A 20,853-nucleotide genomic window follows, 5' to 3' on the forward strand; every position below is an offset into this window, starting at 1 on the left:
GCGGGGCCGGGCGGCATTATCGCAGCCGTGCGGGATCCGGGCGTGAGCAGGCGCGCCACGCTGGTTGCCGGCTGGACGCTGGCGCTGCTGGCGATCGCGGCCTTCGCCGCGCTCGGGCGCTGGCAGCTCTCGCGCATGCACGAGAAGCAGGCGCTGCTCGACGCGGTGGCCGCGACGCTCGCCGACCGCAATCCCCGGCCGTTGTCGGCCGCGGCCGACGCGTCGCGCGCGCGCACGTTCGACTGGGCCGCCGGCGAAGGCGAGTTCCTGCCGGCGCCGGCGGTACTGCTCGACAACCAGCAGCGCGGCGGCCGTGCGGGCGTGCGCGTGTACCGCGCCTTCGCACCGGTCGGCGCACCGCCGCTGCTGGTCGAACTGGGCTGGTTGCCGGTACCGCCGGACCGCAGCATGCCCGTGTCGCCGCCGATCGCGGGACGGCAGCGCGTGCAGGGCCTGCTCGCGCCGCCGCCGTCGGCCGGCCTGGCCGATGCGGCGCCGGCGAGCACCGCCCACGGCAACCTGCTGGCGATCCGGCTCGACGGGGCCGCGCTGCCGGCCGGGCTCGGACTCGACGGGCTGCCGCCGCGGGTGCTCAAGCTCGACCCGGCGCTGCCGCTCGGCCACGCGCGCGACCTCGACGTGCTGCCCAACACCCTGCCGCCGGACAAGCACCTGGGCTACGCGGTGCAGTGGTTCGGCCTCGCGCTCGCGGTGCTGGTCACCGCGCTGATCCTCACCTTCCGCCGGTCCCGCCGATGAACGCCCCCCTCCCCGCGCCGCAGCGCGCCCGCAATCGCGGCATGCTGGTCCTGATCGTGGTCCTGTTCCTGGGCAGCGCGCTGGTGGCCGGCGCGCTGCGGTTCTCCGGCTGGCGGCCCGAGGGCACGCGCAACCACGGCGAACTGCTCGACCCGCCGGGCGACCTGCGCACGGTGGCACCGCGGCTGCGGGACGGCGGGGAATACGCCTGGCGGCCGGCGGAGCGCACCTGGCGCATCGCGCTGGCGCCGCCCGCGGACTGCGCGGCGGCGTGCGTGGAACTCTCGCGCCAGCTCGATACCGTGTGGCAGCTGTTCGGCCACCGCGCCGACCACGTCCACATCCTCTGGATCGGCACTCCGCCCGTCGGCGCGGTGCGCAATGCCGCCTGGCGCGAACTGGCGCCGGACCCCGCGCTGCTGCAGGCGCTGCCGCGGCGCGAGGACCCGGCCGGCACCCCGGTGTACGTGATCGACCCGAACGGCTTCGTCATCCTGCGCTACCCTCCCGGCTCCGATCCGGGCCACCTGCGCGAAGACGTGGCCCGCCTGCTCAAGCTCAGATGATGTCGACCCCCGCTCCCGTCCCCTCGCGCCCGCTGGTGCACCGGCACTTCCACCGCATCGCCTGGCTGGCGGTGGCGCTGACGTTCGGCGTGATCGTGTTCGGCGCCTTCGTGCGGCTGTCCGATGCCGGCCTGAGCTGCCCGGACTGGCCCACCTGCTACGGCCGCGCGACCTGGCCGCAGGCGGTGGACGAGGCCAGCGGCCACGCGGCCAGCGCGATCCGCCCGTTCGAGGACCACAAGGCCTGGCGCGAGCAGGTGCACCGCCACCTCGCCGCGACCCTGGGCGTGCTGGTGCTGGTGCTGGCGCTGCTCGCCGCGCGCCGGCGCCGTTTCGGCGTGGCGCTGGTGCTGGTGGCCTCCGCGCTGGTGGCGGGAGCCATTCCGCTGTACATGCGCGGCCAGATCGGGGCGGCGCTTGCGGTCGCCGGGCTGGGCGAGGCGATGCTGCTGGGCGCGGCGGTCGCCTGGGCCCGACGCACGGCCGCCGGCGGCCCGCGCGATCTCGCGCCCGCCGCCGCACTCACCCTGGCGGTGGTGATCTTCCAGGCGCTGCTGGGCAAGTGGACGGTCACGATGCTGCTCAAGCCGGTGATCGTGATGGGCCACCTGCTGGGCGGCATGCTGACGTTCTCGCTGCTGGCGTGGATGGCCTGGCGTGCCACCCACCTGCCGATCGTGCTGGCCGACGCGCGCGCGCTGCGGCGCTGGCTGGTCGCGGCGGTGGCGGTGCTCGGCGTGCAGATCGCGCTCGGCGGCTGGGTCAGCGCCAACTACGCCGCGCTGGCCTGCGGCGCCGGCGGCTGGACCACCGCACAGGCCCATTACATCGACTTCCCCAAGTGCGTCGGCCAGTGGTGGCCGCCGTCCGATTTCCGCGAAGGCTTCGTGCTCTGGCGCGGCGTGGGCGTGGACTACGAGGGCGGGGTGCTCGACGGCGCGTCGCGCATCGCGATCCAGATGGCGCACCGGCTGTTCGCGGTGGTGGCCGCGGGCGTGCTGCTGGCGCTGTCGTGGCGCCTGTCGCGCACGCCGGGCCTGCGCGGCTGGGCGCTGGCGCTCGCGCTGCTCACCGTCTCGCAGGTGCTGCTCGGCGTGCTCAACGTGAAGCTGTCGCTGCCACTGCCGGTGGCGGTGATGCACAACGGCGGCGCGGCGCTGCTGCTGTTCGCGCTGGTGTCGCTGCTGGCGCGCCTGCGGCGCGCGGGCTGAGGCCGGTGCGCGGCCTCCCTGCACAGCCGGGTGCCCTGGCGCGTTCCAGCGTCGCAGCGGCGAGCGCCGGCCTTTCGCGCGCGCGCATGCCTGGCGCGGGCACCCCGGGTCGCGTCGCGCTCGGCCGCTCCGTGGTGGCGGGCCGATGAGCGCTGCACGCGCCTTCGACCTGCGTCCGTACTGGGCGCTGACCAAGCCGCGCGTGGTGGCGCTGATCGTGTTCACCGCGCTGGTGGGGATGTTCCTCGCGGTGCCGGGCCTGCCGCCTTGGCGCGAGGCGGTGTTCGGGCTGCTCGGCATCTGGCTGGCCGCGGCCTCGGCCGCCGCGATCAACCACCTGATCGACCAGCGCATCGACAAGGTCATGGTGCGCACCGCCGACCGCCCGCTCGCCACCGGCGCGCTGCGCCCGGCGCAGGTGCTGGCGTTCGCGGTCGCGCTGGGCGCGCTGTCGATGGCGCTGCTGGTGGCGCTGGTGAACCCGCTCACCGCCGCGCTCACCTTCGCTTCGCTGATCGGCTACGCGGTGGTCTACACCGGCTTCCTCAAGCGCGCCACGCCACAGAACATCGTCATCGGCGGCATCGCCGGCGCGGCGCCGCCGCTGCTGGGCTGGGCCGCGGTGACGAACATGCAGGGGCAGTGGGACTGGGCCCACGCGCTGCTGCTGGTGCTGATCATCTTCGTGTGGACGCCGCCGCATTTCTGGGCGCTGGCGATCTTCCGCCGCGACGACTACGCGCGTGCGCTGGTACCGATGCTGCCGGTGACCCACGGCGTGGCCTACACCCGCTGGCAGATCCTGTTCTACACCGTGCTGCTGTGCGTGGTGACCCTGCTGCCGGTGGCGATCGGCATGAGCGGGCTGTTCTACCTCGGCGGCGCGGTGGTGCTGGGCCTGGTGTTCCTGTGGTACGCCTGGCGCCTGCTCGATCCACCGGACGAGCTGTTCGCGATGAAGGTGTTCAACTACTCGGTGGTGTACCTGATGGCGCTGTTCGCGTTCCTGCTGCTCGACCACTGGCTGCTGCCGTGGATCGATCCGGCGCCGGTGCAGGCGTTCGAGCTGCAGCGCGTCGGCTGAGACCTGCAGGCGTCAGGCCGGCCGCGCGCGCTCCGCGACTTCGGCCAGCGTCGCGGGCGTGATTTCCCACTGCGCCGCCTCGTCGTAGACGAACTCGGCGTGCAGCCTGCCGCCGGCGCGGCGCAACTGGATCACGCACACCGTCCACGGCGCCCGGCCGTCGACGCGGGTCGCCTCGCGCAGCTCGTCCAGGCGCGCGCCGATGGTGTCGAGCGCGGCCTGCGGCGTCGCCGCGCGCGGCGCCTCGCCGTCGCGATAGCCGAAGCCGCTGATCCGGCGCGCATCGCCGGCGTAGTCGGCGATCAGCGCATAGCCGTCCAGGTCGTGTCCGGCGGTGGCGATGTCGCGCACCAGCAGTTCGCCGATGCCGCGCACCAGCGCGTCCTTGTCGGCGCCGCTCAAGCGCGCATCCCGATCATCGAATCCATGTCCTCGCGCGCGATCCGGTCGAACACCTGGCCTGCCTCGTTGTCGAACACCACCAGCTGCGGATCATAGACCGTGCGTCCGCTGGCCGGGTCGATCACTTCGTAGTCCACCCGCACTTCGTCGGGGCGGCGCGTGTTCTCCGGCCCCAGCGTGACCTGGATGCGCACGTCCATGCCCGCGCCCAGCCAGTCAGCCCATTCCTGCTCCATCGCGGCGAACACGCGCTGGTTGAAGTGGCTCTGCTGCGGGAACATGTTCACCGGCCCGTGGCCGTTGACGAAGCGGTAGGCGATCACGTGGCCGACGTCGTCGCCGCTGCCCTTCATGTCGTTGTCGGCGCGGAAGCGGCTCTGCGCGTTGGCCTCGATGCGGTCGGACTCGCGGCCGCCGCTGCCCGGCTCCCAGGTCAGCGTGGCGTCGGCCGAGCGCGGGCGTCCGCTGTCGTCGAGCGTCCACACGACTTCATTGGTCTCGCCGCTGCCGGTCTCGGTCACGGTGCCGGTGATCGCGCGCCCGTCCACGTCCTCGGCGATGCGTACGCTCGCCTCGTGCGGGGTGCCGTCGAGCAGCATGCGGGTGTAGCCGGCGCGGTCGGTGCCGGCCGGGTCGTCGAGCAGCGCGGTGTGGCGGATGAAATCCTGCCGGTCCGCCGGGAGCGACGCCGGCCCGCCGTCGCGCGGCGCGTCGAACAGGGCCTGGCTGGCGGTCATCACCCGCAGTTCGCCATCCGCGGTCATCTCCAGCGACAGGCGCACGTCGCTGACGGCGCCCAGTCCGTTGGCCTTCGCCAGCGCCTGGAAGCTGGCCTCCAGCGGCGTGCCGAGCGTGTCGGCGCCCTGGATCTCGATCCGCGTCCGCGGCGGAATGGTCGAAGGGTCGAACGGGTTCACCTCGCGCATCTGCAGCGGGCTCGCGTGCTCGTTGCGCAGGGTGACGCTGTAGCGCACCTCGACCGACTGCGGCGCGACGCCCGGCGCCGATGCCTCCACCGTGCCCGAGGCCGCGTAGTGGGTGTTCCACTGGTCGGCGCGCTCGTCCTGCAGCCGGACCGAGGCCGGGTCGAGTGCGAAGCGGACGTCCGCCGGATCGGCGGCGAGCAGGTCCGGCCCGAAGCCGGGCACTGCGCCGGCGAAGGCGGGCGGGGCCGACCATCCGGGCCAGTCGCCCCCGGGAGCCGTCGGCGGCGGGAAGCGGAACGTCTCGTCCATCATGCGCAGGCCGGGGGCGTGCGGTGCCGTACGGCACCCTCGGTGAGGCAGGGTACGCAGCCCCGGCGGGGCGCGACATTGGGGAAAACCCGGGGCGGGACGCGCCCGCCGGCCGCGTCGTGCCGGCCCCGTCACCCCCCGCCCCTATACTCTGCCGTCCGACCCGCGGTCGGTCGCGGTCCGCGCCCGGGGCCGCGCCGGGACGCGGCCCGCCACCGGATGGATGCGCACGCGATGCCCGCAGCTCCGCCAATCCCCGGTCACGCCGACGGCCTGCAGTCGCGCTACCGGACGCTGTGGGGCGGGGTGGACGAGATGCTCGGCACCGATGGCCAGCTGCGCCCCGTGTGGCAGCGCTTCGTGCACATGCTCGACGGGTTGACCGAGACCGAGCTCGCCTCGCGCTTCGCCCGCGCCCACCAGTACATGCGCGATGCCGGCGTGTACTACAGCGCCTATGACGACCGCGGCGGCCCGCGCGAGCGCGAATGGCCGCTCTCGCCGCTGCCGGTGCTGATCGATGCCGCGGAATGGCGCGACATCGGCGCCGGCCTGGTGCAGCGCGCCGAACTGCTCGAGCGCGTGGTGGCCGACCTGCACGGTCCGCAGCAGCTGGTGGCCGACGGCCTGCTGCCGCCGGAGCTGATCGCCGCCAATCCCGAGTTCCTGCGGCCGATGGTCGGGGTGGCGCCGCGTGGCGGCCACTACCTGCATTTCTGCGCATTCGAGCTCGGGCGCGGGCCCGACGGCCGCTGGTGGGTACTGGGCGACCGCACCCAGGCGCCGTCCGGCGCCGGCTTCGCGCTGGAGAACCGCGTCGCCACCGTGCGCGCGTTCCCGGACCTGCCCGAGGACATGCACCTGTACCGGCTGGCCGGCTTCTTCCGCCGCTACCGCGATGCGCTGCTGGACCTGGCCGACGGCCGCATGGGCGCGATCGGTGTGCTCACGCCGGGCCCTAACAACGAGACTTATTACGAACACGCCTGGCTCGCGCGCTACCTCGGCGTGCTGCTGCTGGAAGGCGACGACCTGACCGTGCGCGACGGCGCGATGCACGTGCGCACGGTGTCGGGCCTGCAGCCGCTGAGCGTGCTGTGGCGGCGCGTGGACGCGGCCTTCGTCGATCCGCTCGAGCTGCGCGGCGACTCGTGGATCGGCACCGCCGGCGCCGTGGGCGCACTGCGCGCCGGCAGCCTGACGATGGCCAACGCGCTCGGCTCGGGCGTGGTCGAGACGCGCGCGATGCAGGCCTTCCTGCCGCGCATCTGCCACGCGCTCACCGGGCAGGCGCTGCAATTGCCGGGCATCGCCACCTGGTGGTGCGGGCAGCCGGCCGAACGCGAGCAGGTGATCGCACAGGCCGACCGCATGCTGATCGGCCCGGCGTTCTCCACCCGCCTGCCCTACGAGGATCCGCAGGCCACCCGTCCCGGCGCCCAGCTCGACCCCGACGAACGCGCGCGCCTGCTGCAGCAGCTGCGCAGCGACGGCGCGCGCTGGGTGGCGCAGGAGGCGGTCAGGCTCTCGACCACGCCGGTGTACATGGACGGCCGCCTGGAGCCGCGCCCGTTCGTGCTGCGCGCGTTCGTGGCGCGCACGCCCGACGGCTGGGAAGTGATGCCCGGCGGCTTCGCCCGCATCGGCGCCCAGGCCGATACCCGCGCGATCGCGATGCAGCTCGGCGGCCAGGCGGCCGACGTGTGGGTGGTGGGCGAGCGCCCGGTGGTGCAGGAGACGCTGCTGGCGGGGGCCCACCTGCAGCGGCGCGAGTCGGCGCTGCCCAGCCGCGCGGCCGAGAACCTGCTCTGGCTCGGCCGCTACACCGAGCGCAGCGAGGCCATCGCGCGCGTGCTGCGGGCCTACCACGTGCGTCTGGCCGAGATCGGCGACCACCCCGCGCCGCTGCTCGACGTGCTGGGCGACTACCTCGACCGCATCGGCGTGGAGGTCATCGATCCCATTCCCGCGGGCCTGCTGCGCAGCCTCGACGGCGCGGCCACCAGCGCCAGCCGCATCCGCGACCGCTTCTCGCCCGACGGCTGGGGCGCGCTGCACGACCTGTCCACCACTGCCAACCGCTTCGCCGAGCGGGTGACGGCGGGCGACGACGCCAGCCGCGCGGTGACGGTCCTGCTGCGCAAGCTGGCGGGCTTCTCCGGCCTGATGTACGAGAACATGTACCGCTCCAACGGCTGGCGCTTCCTCGAGATCGGCCGTCGCATCGAGCGCGGCATCCAGATCGCCGACGTGCTCGCGCTGCTGTTCCGCAGCGAGGCCCCGGCGGGGCTGCAGCAGGCGCTGCTGGAGATCGCCGACAGCGTCATGACCCACCGCAACCGCTACGGCGTCAACGCCGGCCCGCACAGCGTGCTCGACCTGCTGGCACTGGACGGCGCGAACCCGCGTTCGGTGATGTTCCAGGTCGACAAGCTGCGCGAGGCGTTCGCGCAGCTGCCGGCAACCGGGGCCGGCCACCCGCTGCCCGACTTCGCCCGCCAGGCGATGCGCCTGCACACCGAACTGGCCACCCGCGATGCCGCGGCGCTGGATCCGGCGACGCTCGCCGGCCTGTCGCGCGACATCGCCGGGCTCTACAACGGCGTCTCGCGCGCCTATTTCCATTGAGCGCCGTGGCGGGCCCGGGCCGAGGATCTTCCGATGCGCTATGACGTGCGCCTGCGCCTGAGCTACGCCTACCAGCGCCCGGTGGGCGACGCTCACCACCTGGTGCGGGTGCAGCCGCGCGAACTGCCCGGCATCCAGCATGTGGAAGACGTGCGGGTGCGCATCGATCCCGCCCCGTCCGAACGCACCCAGTTCGACGACTATTTCGGCAATCCCGTGCTGTCGATCGCGCTGCGCCCGCCGCACCGCGCGCTGGAGGTGGAGATGCGCGCGCACGTGCGCGTGGAGCGCGACGGGCAGTCGCAGCTCGACCTCTCGCCCGACCCGGCCGGCCTGCAGGCCGAGCTGGCCGGGCTGCGCACGCTCGCGCCCGATGCGCCGTGGCACTTCCTGCCCGCCAGCGCGCGCGCGCCGCTGCTCGCGCGCCTGACCGACTACGCCCGCGCCAGCGCGCGCAGCGGCAGCAGCGTGTACGCGCTGGTGCAGGATCTGGGCCTGCGCCTGCACGGGGATTTCGCCTACGACCCCGACGCGACCGAAGTCGACACGCCCGCGGGCGAGGCCTTCGACATGCGGGCGGGCGTGTGCCAGGACTTCAGCCACATCATGATCGCGGGGCTGCGCGGCCTGGGCATTCCCGCCGGCTACGTCAGCGGGTTCCTGCGCACGGTGCCGCCGCAGGGCCGGCCGCGCCTGGAAGGCGCCGATGCCACCCACGCATGGGTGCGCGCCTGGTGCGGCGTGCAGATGGGCTGGCGCGAGTTCGATCCCACCAACGGGATCGCCGCCGGAGACGACCACATCACCATCGCCTACGGCCGCGACTACGCCGACGTCTCGCCCATTGCCGGCGTGCTCAAGACCACCGGCGCCCAGACCGCCGCCCAGGCAGTGGACGTGCTGCCGCTGGAGTGAGCTCGCGCGGCTATTTGCATGTCGGGCTCACCACACTCGCGTAGCCCGGGTAAGCGGAGCGCACCCGGGATTGGGTCGATGCGGAAAACACCCCGGGTGCGCTTCGCTTACCCGGGCTACGGACCTGAATCATCCAACACGGCTACGCGCGCAGGATCCTGTCTATCGCCTTGCCCTTGGCCAGTTCGTCGACCAGCTTGTCGAGGATGCGGATGCGCCGCATCAGCGGGTCTTCGATCGCTTCCACCCGTACCCCGCACACCACGCCGGTAACCCGTTCGCTGGCCGGGTGTATCGCCGGTGCCTGGTCGAAGAAGCCTGCGAAGTCGGTGTCCTGCGCGATCTGTCGCTGCAGGCCGGCCTGGGTGTAGCCGGTGAGCCAGCGGATCACCTGGTCCACCTCCGCCTGGGTGCGACCCTTGCGCTCGGCCTTCTGCACGTACAGCGGATACACGCTGGAGAACTTCATCGCGAAGATGCGGTGGCTGCTCATGCGTGGTGCCCCACCCGTGCCGGATGGAAACGCCTTTCAGGCACAGCGGCGCTGTGCCGGATGGAAACGCCTTTCAGGCACAGCGGCGCGTGCTCGCTCGCGTCGACCTTCATCGGCACTCAAGGGTTCCCCTCCCGGATCGATCTCGAAACGCGATGACCTTGCGGCTACCGGAGTGGCATCACGCGCGATGGGCGATGACGGACGCTCATGGCAGCCCGCCGGCGCCGGCCCCGCAGCGGGCTCACCTGTCCTGGCGCACGTGCGGCAGCAGGAAACGCATGAAATCCGCCTTGCCCACCGGCACACCGAGCAGGCGCAGGATCGCGTAGGTGGTGGTGATGTGGAAGTAGAAGTTGGGCAGCAGGTAGTCGCTCACGTACAGGTGCGCGGTGGTCTCGCAGTACAGGCCGGGACCGAGGCCCGTGCGCTTGGCCTCGTCCAGCCGGGCGTCGTCGGCATCGATCGCCGCCACCAGGGCGCGCGTGTCCCGGATGTATCCGCGCGCCGCGTCGAGGCTGCGCACCTCCGGGTCGAGCAGCGAGATCGGCTGCCGTGCGCACCACAGCGCGAAGCCGCGCGGCTGGTTGCAGGCGAAGGCGACCTGGGTCCCCAGCGGGAACATGTCGGGCGCCAGGCGCTCGCCCATCGCGGCGTCGATGTCCGGCAGGTGCGCCTGCCCCACGTCGAGGATATGGTCCAGCGTGTCCAGGCGCGAGATGAAGACGCGCTTGAGTTCGGTGATTCCGGTGTCGGCCATGCAGACGCCTGTGGCGGGTGAGGGTGAGGGATGCGCCGCGCGGTCGCTCAGCGACCGGCCTGCGACCTGCGATAGGCGACCAGCGCATTCGCATGTCCGTGGCCAAGGCCGTGGTCCTGCTTCAGGAAGGCGACCTGCGCCATGTGCGGGCGGTCGGCGACCGTGTCCAGCAGTGCCAGCCAGTGCGCGACCGGTCGGCCGTAGGTCTTCTCGATGGACGGGAAATACGAGGCCGGGCCTGCGACTTTTGCCTGGGGTGCCATGGGATGCTCCGTGTTGGGGACTGTGGCGGCCGTGGCCGTACGCGCGACTGACCGTTCATCGTATCCGACGATCGGGATGCCGCCGGATCGACCGGGATGCTCTCCTCCGAGACCTGTCGGGTGACCGTCAGGGAAGGGGCGATCGCGCCCTCGTCGCGCCGCAGCACGGCCGCGCCCAGCGTGCGGGGACCGCGCAGTCGGCCGGGCCGCGCGACCGCGGGCATGCGGCCTTCACCGCCCGACCGCCATCCGCGCCCTGGACAGGAGCAGCTGCGCCACCAGCGCGAGCGGAAATGTCCGGTAGGCGGGAACATCGTCGGGAAGCGGCGCGCGACCGGGATGGAATTTCGTGGCGATCCGCGCCTGCAGCGCCGGCGCGGGATCGACGCGCGCGCGATAGACGCTGATCCAGTGCTGCGCGTTGTCGAACGCGACGAACACCGGCGTGTTGCAGCACTCTGCCACCATGCGCCTGGTCGGCGATCCGGCGCGCAGCCTGTGGGGCACCAGTGCGCCACGTTCGACCGTGTAGCGATCCCTTCTGTGCAGCAGGTAGTGCGTCCCCGCATATGGGTCCGTCACCGGGTCGGGTGTCGGCAGGCGCGCGAGCTGGTCCGCTGCGCGCTGGCAGTCGTCGCAGTGGCAGGCCGCGCAGTAGATGCTCCGTCCGCGGAGTTCGACCGCCACCTGGCCGCATGCGCAGGTGGCGCGGGTTGCATGGCCGATCATGGCCGGGGCTTCGATGAAGGTCGACGCCACGTGCGTGCCGCAGCGAGGCGCCGTGCCGGCGTCGGCAGGTCGGATCGGCGCATGATGCCCCTACCCTGGTCCGCACACGGCGGGTCGGATGTCGGCGCCGTCGGCACGGGCGCGCGTATGGCCGTGCGCATGCCTCACCGCTCCAGCAGGTGCTGCTGCCAGAACAGCACCGAGGCCGCGCCGAAGTAGTCGCTGTTGCTCTTCTTGCGGAAGCCATGGCCCTCGTCGTTGAACATCAGGAACCACACCGGATTGCCGTTGGCGCGCACGGCGGTGGCGATCTGCTCGGCCTCGGTGTAGGGCACGCGCGGGTCGTTGCGGCCCTGGGCCACGAACAGTGGCGCGTCGATGCGGTGGGCGTTCTTCAGCGGCGAGATGCGGTCGAACACGGCGCGCATGGCGGGGTCGCGCTCGTCGCCGTACTCGGCCCGGCGCAGGTCGCGGCGGTATTCCTCGGTATTGGTGAGGAAAGTGGTGAAGTCCGAGATGCCGACCACGTCGATGCCGGCGCGGATGCGGTCGCTGTAGTGCATAAGCGAGGCCAGCACCATGTAACCGCCGTAGCTGCCGCCCATCACGCCCACGCGCGAGGCGTCGAGCTCGGGCTGCTGCGCGATCCAGTCCAGCAGCGCGCCGATGTCCCTGACCGAATCCTCGCGCTTTTCGGCATTGTCCAGGGTCAGCCAGGTCTTGCCGTAGCCGGAGGAGCCGCGCACGTTGGGCACCAGCACCGCCACGCCCAGCTGGTCGAGCAGGAACTGGGTGCTGGCGTTGAACCCCGGCCGCGCCTGCGATTCGGGGCCGCCGTGGATGCTGATCACCACCGGATAGCCGCCCGCCGGCGTCGGCCGCGCCGGCAGGTAGTAGAACGCGGGGATCGTGCGCGGCGCGCCATCGACGGTGTCGAAGGTGGGATAGCGCACCAGGGTGGGCGCGACGAAACCGGTGGTGTCCAGTCCGCCCACTTCGCTCTTCGTCCAGCGCACCAGGGTGGCCGCGCCCAGGTCGATCACGTGCGTGTCGCTGGGCGAAGTGGCGGTGTTGAGCGTGACCGCCAGGCGCCGGTTATCGGGCGAGAATTCGAGTCCGCCGATCAGCGCCACCGGCAGTTCGGGCAGCGCGATCGGGGTGTGGGCCGGCAGCGCCAGGACGGTGAGGCGATGGATGCCGTCCTCGTTGGTGACGTAGGCCAGGTGGCGGCCGTCGCCCGACAGTTCGAAGGCATCGACGTCCCATGGCGCGGTGCTCAGCTGCACCGGCGCCGTGCCGGGGCGATGGTAGCGCAGGGTCTGGAACTCGCTCGGAGCGCTGTCCACCGGCTCGTCGGACACGTAGTACACGCCGACGCCGTCGGGCGCGTAGCGGAAATCGCCGAAGGCCGCCTTGCCGCCCTCGACCGGGAACATCCGCAGCGCGCCGCTGGCCACGTCCACTTCGCCGGGATAGGACTCGTTGATCGACACGTAGCGCGACACCAGCAGCCGCTCGCCGTCGGGCGAAAAATCCAGCGCGCTCCAGGTGCCGCCTTCCTGCAGCAGCAGCCGCGACTCGCCCGTGCGCGCGTCGCGCAGCCACAGGTCGCGGTCGGTGCCGTTGCGCGCGGTGCTGCTCCAGGCCATCAGGCCGCCGTCGTCGCTGAGCACCGTGCCGCCGTTCTGGCTGCGCTTGCCGTCGGTGAGCAGGGTGGTCTCGCGCGTGGCGGCGTCGAACCAGTACAGCTGCGAGAACTCGTCGCCGCCGCGGTCCTTGCCGAACACGAACCCCTCGCGCGGCGCGCCGGGCGGCGCCACCGCCACCCCGGCGACCGGTTCGGGATAGAAGGTCAGCTGTTCGCGCATGCCCAGCGGCTGGCAGACGCGGTGCACCTGGCTGGTCTCGGCGAAGCGCGTGGACACGAGCAGGCAGTCGTCGGCGGTCCAGCCCTCCACCGAGGCGCCACGGGTGTTCTGGTAGCGGTTGAGGCGTTCGACCAGGTCTGCCGGGATCTCCGGAATCTGCTCGGTGACGCGGTTGCCCTGTTCGATGCGTTCGACCGCGGCAGGCGATGCGTCCTTCGGTGCGGTGGCGACGGGGGACTGCGCCAGCGCCGGCAGGGCAAGCGCGAACGCAAGGCTGGACAGCGACGGGATCAGGCGCATGGGCGGCTCCGGCGGCAGGGTGGCGACAGCCTAGTCCAGATGACGCCTGCCTGCCGATGCCGCCCTGGGGGCGAAGCCCCAGCAGCATCAGGACCGTGACATTGACGCTGTCCGCCCGCGGCGGCACCACGGCGGCCACCATGACCTGGTCGCCGTTTCGCCACGTCTGGCGCCGTTTACCCGGCCGAAGGCATGCCTCGGGCCGGGTGCGAACGCCCGGTGCACTGCGCCGGTACGGCTGGAACTGCCTGCGGCGGATGGTCAGGGGAAGCGGGAGCGGGGTGCTGGCTGGGGCGCTGCCGGAAGCCGTCGGGCAGGGGCAGCGTCGGCGGCCGGTGTTGTCAGGCGCGGTCCGCGCGCCTCGTCATCGCGATGCCAGGTGAAGACGCCGCTGGCGGGACAGGCGGCCACGCGTCCGGTGCGCAGCCTGCTGCCGCGGCTCAGCGCCGCGCCTGCAGCAGCTCCCGCAGCTCGACCTTCTCCGCCTCGTCGAGGCCCGTTCCGAGCTTGGCCTGAAGTTCGTCGATGCGCTGCTGCAGGGTCTGCCGGTCGAGCTGGGCGATCGCGTCGTGGAATTCCTCGCGCCAGCTGGCCTGGTCGCCGGGCAGCGACTGGCTGGCGAGCTTCTGCAGCGCGGCGCCTTCCTCGCGGCCCTCGAAATGTTCCAGCAGGGCGCCGGTGGTGATCTCGGGGCGCACGCTGACGAGGGCGATCAGCTCGGTCAGCAGGTCGATGCCCGGCTGGCGCAGCGCGACGAAGCGGTACGGCGGCGGCAGGTCCAGCGCCAGCGAGGGCTGCTGCAGCAGCAGCGCGATCGCGCTGCGCACCAGGCTGCGCCTGGGCGGCGCGAGCGGCTGGCTGCCGTGGCGGCGGATCGGCGCCGACGCTTCGGCCACCGACGGGCGCGCGCCGACGCCGGTCAGTTCGGTCAGCCGCTGCTGCATCAGGTCGCCGAAGGCGCCATCGGGAATCTGCGCCAGCAACGGCTTCGCGCGTTCGGCCAGCCGCGCCTTGCCGTCGAGCGTGCCCAGCGAGATCCCGTCCGAGAGCGTGTCGAAGAAGTATTGCGACAGTGGGGTAGCGTCCCGCAGCCGCGCGTCGAATCCCGATGCGCCCTCGCTGCGCACGATGGTGTCGGGGTCCTCGCCCTCGGGCAGGAACAGGAAGAACGCCTGGCGCCCGTCGCGCATGCGCGGCAGCACCGACTCGAGCGCCTTCCACGCCGCGCTGCGCCCCGCGCGGTCGCCGTCGAAGCAGAAGTACACGTCCGGCGCGTTGCGGAACAGCAGCTCGGCGTGGTCGGGCGTGGTCGCAGTCCCCAGCGTGGCCACGGCCTGGGTCACGCCGTGCTCGAACAGCGCCACCACGTCCATGTAGCCCTCCACCACCACCAGCCGCGCGAGCGCCTGGTTCGCCTGGCGCGCCTGCCACAGGCCGTACAGCTCGCGGCCCTTGTGGAACACCGCGGTCTCGGGCGAGTTGAGGTACTTCGGCGCCGCGTCCGGATCCAGCACCCGGCCGCCGAAGGCGATCACGCGGCCGCGGCGGTCGTGGATCGGGAACATCACCCGGTCGCGGAACTTGTCGTAGACATGGCCGCGGTCGTTCTTCGAGAACAGCCCGGCGCGCTCGAGCAGCTGCATCCGCCGCGGATCGGTGCCCAGCGCATCCTTGAGCGCGGAATAGCCGTCCGGCGCGTAGCCGATCGCGAACTGCGCGCGGATCGCCTCGCCCACGCCGCGGCGGTCGAGGTAGGCGCGTGCCTTGTCGCTCGCGGCGAGCTGGCGCTGGAAGAAGCCGGCGGCCGCATCGAGCGCCTTGAAGATGTCCTGGGTGTCGGGGTTGGCGTTGCGCTGGCGGGTGTCGCGCGGCACCTCCAGGCCGGCGGCGCGCGCCAGCTCGTCGACCGCATCGAGGAACTCGAGCCGGTCGTAGTTCATCAGGAACGAGATCGCGGTGCCGTGGGCGCCGCAGCCGAAGCAGTGGTAGAACTGTTTGGTCGGCGAGACGGTGAATGACGGCGAGCGCTCGTCGTGGAACGGGCAGCGCGCCGAGTATTCCTTGCCCTGGCGCTTGAGCGGCACGCGCGCGTGGATCACCTCGACGATGTCGGTGCGCGCCAGCAGCTCGTCGATGAAGGCGTCGGGGATGCGGGCCATGGTCAGCGCCTCCGCATCACGGCGCGCGCGCGTGGGGTCGCCGCGCCGCCCGGGGCGGCGCCGCAGGGGCGGGCAGGTGCGTCAGCGGTCAGGGCCACGCCGCCATGATCGCATCCCGGCGCCTGTCGGGGCGCGCCGGTCGGGCGCCCGCCAGGCGTGCGCGTCAGTCGGCGGTGTCCGGGCGCGCGGCCGCCCGCGCGGCCGCGCGTTCCTCGCGCGCCCGCCGCGAGACCCGTTCGTCGATCAGCGCCGTGACCAGCGCCCCGGTGAAGAACACCATCGCCGCGTAGTACATCCACACCAGCAGGATCACCAGGGTGCCCATCGAGCCGTAGGCGCTGCCGGGCGCGGCCCGGGCGATGTAAAGCCCGATCGCCCAGCGCCCGAGCACGAACAGCAGCGAGGTGATCACGCCGCCCAGCAGCGCCTGCTGCCAGCGCACGCGGCGGTCGGGCAGGTAGTGGTACATCAGCGCGAACGCCAGCGAGTAGATCCCCAGGGCCGCGAGGTTGCCCAGCACGGGCAGGGTGGGCGATCCGGCGAACACCACTTCCAGGGCCGTGGTCAGCGCCGCCGACACCACCAGCAGGAAGCCCAGCGCCAGGACCACGCCGAAGGAGAACACGCGCTTGCGCAGCCAGGCCTGCAGCCCCAGGCGCCTGGCATCGGTATGGAACACCAGGTTGAGCGTGTTCTGCAGCCGCGCGAACACCGCGGTGGCGCCGACGAACAGCAGCAGCGTGCTCCACAGCCCGGCCAGCGATCCCACGTCGGGCTGTTCCTCGGCGTTGCGCAGCACGGTGGCCGCCACTTCCTGCGCGCCGCGGCCGGCGAGGGCGCCCAGCTGCTCCATCAGTTCGGCCTGCGCGGAGGGATACAGCGAGGCGGTCAGCCACAGCAGCAGCACCAGCAGCGGCGCGAGCGACAGCAGGGCGAAGAACGACAGCGACGCGGCCTGGGTGAGCAGGTCGATCTCGATGAAGCGCTGCACCAGCTGGGCCGGCAGCGTGCGCTGGAGGCGGTCCAGGCGCGCCTGGAGCGAGGGGGGCAGCATCATGGCCGGCATGATCGCGGCGACGGCGTAGCCGTGGCGTCATCGCGCCGTGGCGGTCGCGCGCCGACGAGAATCCCGGGGTGGCGGCGGGTACGCCGCTGCGCCATGACCTGGCGTGGCGTCAGGGCCTCAGGCGTCCTGCGCCAGCCGCTGCAGCGCCTCTCCGCTGACGCGCTGCACGGTCCAGCCGTCCATGCCGATCGCGCCCAGGCGACGGTAGAAGCCGATCGCCGGCGCGTTCCAGTCCAGCACCGACCACTCGAAGCGCCCGCAGCCGCGCGCCACCGCGATCCGCGCCAGCGCCGCCATCAGCCGCCGGCCCACGCCCAGGCCGCGATGCTCCGGCTGCACGAACAGGTCCTCCAGGTACAGCCCGGGCCTGGCGAGGAAGGTCGAGTAGTTGTGGAAGAACAGCGCGAAGCCGGCGGCGGCGCCGCCGACCTCGGCGATCAGCACCTCGGCCGCGGGCCGCTCGCCGAACAGCGTCGCCTCCAGCGACGGGGCGTCGGCCCGGCACTGGTCTGCGAGCCGTTCGTACTCGGCCAGGGCGCGGATGAGGGCGAGGATCACGGGCACGTCGTCGCGACGCGCCGGTCGGATCGATACCCGGGTCTGCTGGGTCATGAGCGGCTACTCCTGATGCGGGGCGCGCGCCTCGTCCCTGGATCGCCGCGGGGCGCGAGGCGGTGGGGCTCCCACTGTGCGGACACCCGCCGCGACGGCCGCGGCGCCCGGACCGGGGGAGGCGGGGTCAGCCCGCCAGCCGCTGCTTCACCAGCGCCGAGACCTGGCCCATGTCGGCCTGGCCCGCGAGCGCCGGCTTGAGCACGCCCATCAGCCTGCCCATGTCGGCCGGGCCGGTGGCCCCGGTCTGCGCAATGGCGGCGTCGATCGCGGCCCGGATCTCGGCCTCGCCCAGCTTGGCCGGCAGGTAGGCCTCGATCACCGCGATCTCGGCGCGCTCGACCGCGGCCAGGTCCTCGCGCGCGGCGGCCTCGTACTGGCTCACCGAATCGCGGCGCTGCTTGACCATCTTCTCCAGCACCGCCAGCACCGCGGCGTCGTCCAGCTCGACCCGCTCGTCGACTTCCTTCTGCTTGATCGCGGCGTTGATCAGGCGGATCACGCCCAGGCGCTCCTTCTGCCCGGACTTCATCGCGGCCTTCATGTCGTCGGTGAGCTGTTGCTTGAGGGCCATGGGGCGCTCCGTGTGGGTCGGGTCGAAGGGATGGAAAACGGGGGTCCAGAAGCGCAAAAAGCCGGCCACGCTCGCGCGTGCCGGCTTCTGCGCGAAGCAACGCGGCTCAGTACAGGCGCTGGCGCTTGGTGACGTCGCGCGAGGTGCGGCGCGCCTGGCGCTTCACGGCCGCGGCGGCCTTGCGCTTGCGCTCCTGGGTCGGCTTCTCGTAGAACTCGCGCTTGCGGGTCTCGGCGAGCACGCCGGCCTTCTCGCAGGTGCGCTTGAAGCGGCGCAGGGCAAACTCGAACGGCTCGTTTTCGCGGACTTTGACGCTGGGCATAGGAATCTCGGTTCTGGGATCATCCGGCGGTCGACACCGGGCTCGTGCGAAGCAGCTTCGCCAAACGCCAGGTCCCCGGACCGGGCGAGCCGCGTATGATAACGGCCTGTTTCCCGACGACGCAAGCCGCCCCGCCCGCCCATGAAGGTCCTCGGCATCGAATCGAGCTGCGACGAGACCGGCGTGGCCGTGTTCGACACGGCCCTGGCCGGCGCCGCCGGGCTGCGCGCGCACGCGGTCTACAGCCAGGTGGCCCTGCACGCCGAGTACGGCGGGGTGGTGCCGGAACTGGCCAGCCGCGACCACGTGCGCAAGCTGCTGCCCCTGGTGCGCCAGACCCTGGCCGAGGCCGGCCTGGGCGTCGGCGAGCTCGACGGGGTGGCCTACACCGCCGGCCCCGGGCTGGTGGGCGCCCTGCTGGTGGGCGCCGGGGTGGCGCGCTCGCTGGCCTGGGCGCTGGACGTCCCCGCCATCGGCGTGCACCACATGGAAGGCCACCTGCTGGCGCCGCTGATGGAGGACCCCGATCCGGTCCATGGCGCGCCCGAGCCGCCGTTCGTGGCTCTGCTGGTCTCCGGCGGGCACACCCAGCTGGTGGCGGTGGACGGCATCGGCCGCTACCGGCTGCTGGGCGAGACCCTGGACGACGCCGCCGGCGAGGCCTTCGACAAGACCGCCAAGCTGATGGGGCTGCCCTATCCCGGCGGCCCGCAGCTGGCCGCGCTGGCCGAGCAGGGCACGCCCGGCGCGTTCCGCTTCTCGCGGCCGATGACCGACCGCCCCGGACTGGACTTCAGCTTCAGCGGGCTCAAGACCCAGGTGCTGCTGGCCTGGCAGCAGTCCGACCAGTCGCCGCAGACGAAGGCCGACATCGCCCGCGGCTTCGAGGACGCGGTGGTCGAGACGCTCGCGATCAAGTGCGGGCGCGCGCTGGACGCGGCAGGGTGCGACGTGATCGTGGTCTCCGGTGGCGTCGGCGCCAACAAGCGCCTGCGCGCGCGGCTGCAGGACATGGCGTCCAAGCGCGGTGGCCGCGCCTGCTTCCCGCGGCCGTCGCTGTGCACCGACAACGGCGCCATGATCGCCTTCGCCGGCGCGCTGCGCCTGCAGGCGGGCCAGCACGACGATGCCGCGGTGCACGTGACCCCGCGCTGGGACATGGCGTCGCTGCCGCCGGTCGCGGCGTAGGATCCCGGCCCATGGACAGAGTCTTCATCGAAGGCCTCGAGATCGAGGCCCTGATCGGCATCTACGACTGGGAGCGCCGGATCCGGCAGACGCTCGTGTTCGACCTAGAGATGGGCTTCGACAACCGCGTGCCCGCCGCCAGCGACGACATCGCCGACACGCTCAACTACAAGGCGGTGAGCCGGCGCCTGGTCGAGTACGTCTCGCAGTCGGACTTCGGGCTGGTGGAGACGCTGGCCGAACGCTGCGTCGCGATCGTGCTCGCCGAGTTCGATGTGGCGCACGTGCGCCTGAAGCTGAGCAAGCCCGGCGCCGTGCGCGGCGCGAAGGCGGTGGGCGTGATCGTGGAGCGCACGCGCGCCGGCTGAGACCTTCGCGCGTCGCAACGGGCGTACGCAGGGCGTTTGTTACGATGGCGCCATGCAATTCGACGACCGATGGCTCGCGTGGCTCGACCGCGTGCCGTATGGCGACACCCTGGCGGGCCTGCTGGCCCTGGTGGTCGTCGCACTCCTGGCGAACTGGCTGACCCATCGCGTGCTGCTGCGCGTGGTGCGGCGCCTGGTGCGCGCCTCGCCGATGTCCTGGGACGACGCGCTGATGGCGCGCGGCGTGCTCACGCGGCTGGCCCACGTGGTCCCGGCGCTGGTGCTGTCGGCCGGCATCGGCCTGGTGCCCGACCTGCCGCCGGCGGTGGCGACCGTGGTGCGCAACGTTGCCCACGCCTACGTGGTGCTCACGGTGGCGCTGTCGCTGGGCAACCTGTTCAACGCCATCGGCGACCTGTACGCACGCGACGTGGCGCGCGCGCAGTCGCGCCCGATCAAGGGCTACCTGCAGGTGGCCAAGCTGCTGGTATTCCTGCTGGCCGGCGTGCTGGTGGTGGCGACCCTGATCGACCGCTCGCCGCTGATCCTGCTGTCCGGCCTGGGCGCGATGACCGCGGTGCTGCTGCTGGTGTTCAAGGACACCATCCTGTCGCTGGTGGCCAGCGTGCAGCTGTCGGGCAACGACATGCTGCGGGTGGGCGACTGGATCGAGATGCCCGCGCTGGGCGCCGACGGCGACGTGATCGACATCGCCCTGAACACGGTCAAGGTCCAGAACTGGGACAAGACCATCACCACCATCCCGACCTATCGCCTGATCAGCGAGTCGTTCAAGAACTGGCGCGGCATGAGCGAGGCCGGCGGGCGCCGGATCAAGCGCGCGCTGCTGATCGACCAGGCCTCGGTGCGGTTCCTGGAGAAGGACGAGCGCGACGCGCTGCGCCGGGTGGCGCTGATCGACGAGTACCTCGACGCCAAGCGCGCCGAGCTCGAGGCGTGGAACGCGCAGCTCGAGGCGGCGGGCAAGGATCCGGTCAACGCGCGGCGGGTGACCAACCTCGGCACCTTCCGCGCCTATGCGCTGGCCTACCTGCGCGCGCATGCGGGCATCCGCGACGACATGACCCTGCTGGTGCGCCAGCTCGACCCGGGCCCGACCGGGCTGCCGCTGGAGATCTACTGCTTCACCGCGACCACCGCATGGGCCGAGTACGAAGGCATCCAGTCGGACATCTTCGACCACCTGCTGGCGATCCTGCCGCAGTTCGGGCTCAAGGTGTTCCAGAGCCGCAGCGACGCGCCGCTGGACGTGCGCCTGCACCGCGCCGCCGCCGACCCGGCGGACGTCACCGTTTCCGGCTGAGCCGGCCGGGGCGCAACGCACGGCTGC

Annotated in this window: 21 protein-coding genes; 9 read left to right on the forward strand and 12 right to left on the reverse strand. The window is 72.4% G+C overall.

Going from position 1 to position 20,853, the window contains the following annotated elements:
• Positions 1-42 precede the first annotated feature (42 nt).
• From QFW80_RS10500 to cyoE, 4 genes are all read left to right on the forward strand, one after another.
• Entirely contained in the window at positions 43-759 is a 717-nt protein-coding gene (locus tag QFW80_RS10500) for an SURF1 family protein (protein ID WP_280601846.1), read from the forward strand.
• Entirely contained in the window at positions 756-1,325 is a 570-nt protein-coding gene (locus tag QFW80_RS10505; protein WP_280601848.1) for a hypothetical protein, read from the forward strand. Before QFW80_RS10500 ends, QFW80_RS10505 begins: the two co-directional genes overlap by 4 nt.
• Complete coding sequence (locus QFW80_RS10510; protein ID WP_280602215.1) at positions 1,325-2,536, forward strand: COX15/CtaA family protein; 1,212 nt, start codon at positions 1,325-1,327, stop codon at positions 2,534-2,536. The genes QFW80_RS10505 and QFW80_RS10510 overlap by 1 nt, the downstream gene beginning before the upstream one ends.
• Positions 2,537-2,681: 145 nt before the next feature.
• On the forward strand, positions 2,682-3,620 hold the full coding sequence (gene cyoE / locus QFW80_RS10515; protein WP_280601850.1) for a heme o synthase: 939 nt from the start codon (positions 2,682-2,684) through the stop codon (positions 3,618-3,620).
• Positions 3,621-3,632: 12 nt separating this feature from the next.
• Here the strand turns inward: cyoE and QFW80_RS10520 are convergent, their stop codons facing one another.
• Entirely contained in the window at positions 3,633-4,022 is a 390-nt protein-coding gene (locus QFW80_RS10520) for a hypothetical protein (protein ID WP_280601852.1), read from the reverse strand.
• Positions 4,019-5,260, reverse strand: a complete 1,242-nt coding sequence (locus tag QFW80_RS10525; RefSeq protein ID WP_280601853.1) for a DNA/RNA non-specific endonuclease — start codon at positions 5,258-5,260, stop codon at positions 4,019-4,021. The genes QFW80_RS10520 and QFW80_RS10525 overlap by 4 nt, the downstream gene beginning before the upstream one ends.
• 231 nt (positions 5,261-5,491) lie before the next feature.
• On the opposite strand from QFW80_RS10525, the gene QFW80_RS10530 reads away from it, so the two are divergent.
• Complete coding sequence (locus QFW80_RS10530) at positions 5,492-7,885, forward strand: circularly permuted type 2 ATP-grasp protein (RefSeq protein ID WP_280601854.1); 2,394 nt, start codon at positions 5,492-5,494, stop codon at positions 7,883-7,885.
• Positions 7,886-7,918: 33 nt separating this feature from the next.
• Complete coding sequence (locus tag QFW80_RS10535; RefSeq protein WP_280601856.1) at positions 7,919-8,800, forward strand: transglutaminase family protein; 882 nt, start codon at positions 7,919-7,921, stop codon at positions 8,798-8,800.
• Between the two features lie 142 nt (positions 8,801-8,942).
• On the opposite strand, the gene QFW80_RS10540 is transcribed toward QFW80_RS10535, so the two are convergent.
• The 10 genes from QFW80_RS10540 to rpsU all read right to left on the reverse strand — a co-directional run bounded on the left by QFW80_RS10540 (position 8,943) and on the right by rpsU (position 17,946).
• The gene (locus QFW80_RS10540; protein ID WP_280601858.1) at positions 8,943-9,293 is read right to left on the reverse strand and encodes a DUF2200 domain-containing protein; all 351 of its coding nucleotides are present in this window, start codon (positions 9,291-9,293) and stop codon (positions 8,943-8,945) included.
• A gap of 244 nt (positions 9,294-9,537) precedes the next feature.
• Positions 9,538-10,053 (reverse strand): DUF1993 domain-containing protein, encoded by a 516-nt coding sequence (locus tag QFW80_RS10545; RefSeq protein ID WP_280601860.1) that lies wholly within the window; start codon positions 10,051-10,053, stop codon positions 9,538-9,540.
• Between the two features lie 47 nt (positions 10,054-10,100).
• Positions 10,101-10,316: a DUF4287 domain-containing protein gene (locus QFW80_RS10550; RefSeq protein WP_280601862.1), complete on the reverse strand. Its 216-nt coding sequence runs from the start codon at positions 10,314-10,316 to the stop codon at positions 10,101-10,103.
• A gap of 231 nt (positions 10,317-10,547) precedes the next feature.
• Entirely contained in the window at positions 10,548-11,045 is a 498-nt protein-coding gene (locus tag QFW80_RS10555; RefSeq protein WP_280601864.1) for a GFA family protein, read from the reverse strand.
• Between the two features lie 164 nt (positions 11,046-11,209).
• Complete coding sequence (locus QFW80_RS10560; protein ID WP_280601865.1) at positions 11,210-13,213, reverse strand: S9 family peptidase; 2,004 nt, start codon at positions 13,211-13,213, stop codon at positions 11,210-11,212.
• A 440-nt stretch (positions 13,214-13,653) separates the two neighbouring features.
• Entirely contained in the window at positions 13,654-15,372 is a 1,719-nt protein-coding gene (gene dnaG, locus QFW80_RS10565) for a DNA primase (RefSeq protein ID WP_280601867.1), read from the reverse strand.
• Positions 15,373-15,535: 163 nt separating this feature from the next.
• Positions 15,536-16,438 (reverse strand): YihY/virulence factor BrkB family protein, encoded by a 903-nt coding sequence (locus tag QFW80_RS10570; RefSeq protein WP_425603547.1) that lies wholly within the window; start codon positions 16,436-16,438, stop codon positions 15,536-15,538.
• 117 nt (positions 16,439-16,555) lie between these two features.
• Complete coding sequence (locus QFW80_RS10575; RefSeq protein ID WP_280601871.1) at positions 16,556-17,050, reverse strand: GNAT family N-acetyltransferase; 495 nt, start codon at positions 17,048-17,050, stop codon at positions 16,556-16,558.
• Between the two features lie 127 nt (positions 17,051-17,177).
• Entirely contained in the window at positions 17,178-17,624 is a 447-nt protein-coding gene (locus QFW80_RS10580; RefSeq protein ID WP_280601874.1) for a GatB/YqeY domain-containing protein, read from the reverse strand.
• 106 nt (positions 17,625-17,730) lie between these two features.
• On the reverse strand, positions 17,731-17,946 hold the full coding sequence (rpsU, locus tag QFW80_RS10585) for a 30S ribosomal protein S21 (protein ID WP_036170822.1): 216 nt from the start codon (positions 17,944-17,946) through the stop codon (positions 17,731-17,733).
• 141 nt (positions 17,947-18,087) lie between these two features.
• Here rpsU and tsaD point away from each other — a divergent pair, with 141 nt between their 5' ends.
• The 3 genes from tsaD to QFW80_RS10600 are packed head-to-tail and all read left to right on the forward strand — an operon-like array spanning position 18,088 to position 20,826.
• A complete protein-coding gene (tsaD, locus tag QFW80_RS10590) occupies positions 18,088-19,134 on the forward strand; it encodes a tRNA (adenosine(37)-N6)-threonylcarbamoyltransferase complex transferase subunit TsaD (RefSeq protein WP_280601876.1) in 1,047 nt (348 codons plus the stop codon).
• Positions 19,135-19,145: 11 nt separating this feature from the next.
• On the forward strand, positions 19,146-19,502 hold the full coding sequence (gene folB / locus QFW80_RS10595; RefSeq protein WP_280601878.1) for a dihydroneopterin aldolase: 357 nt from the start codon (positions 19,146-19,148) through the stop codon (positions 19,500-19,502).
• 52 nt (positions 19,503-19,554) lie between these two features.
• Positions 19,555-20,826 carry a mechanosensitive ion channel family protein gene (locus QFW80_RS10600; RefSeq protein WP_280601879.1) on the forward strand — a complete coding sequence of 424 codons (1,272 nt, stop codon included), beginning with the start codon at positions 19,555-19,557 and terminating at the stop codon, positions 20,824-20,826.
• Positions 20,827-20,853 lie beyond the last annotated feature (27 nt).

The organism is Luteimonas rhizosphaericola (assembly GCF_029888045.1).
In the GTDB taxonomy this organism is placed as follows: domain Bacteria; phylum Pseudomonadota; class Gammaproteobacteria; order Xanthomonadales; family Xanthomonadaceae; genus Luteimonas; species Luteimonas rhizosphaericola.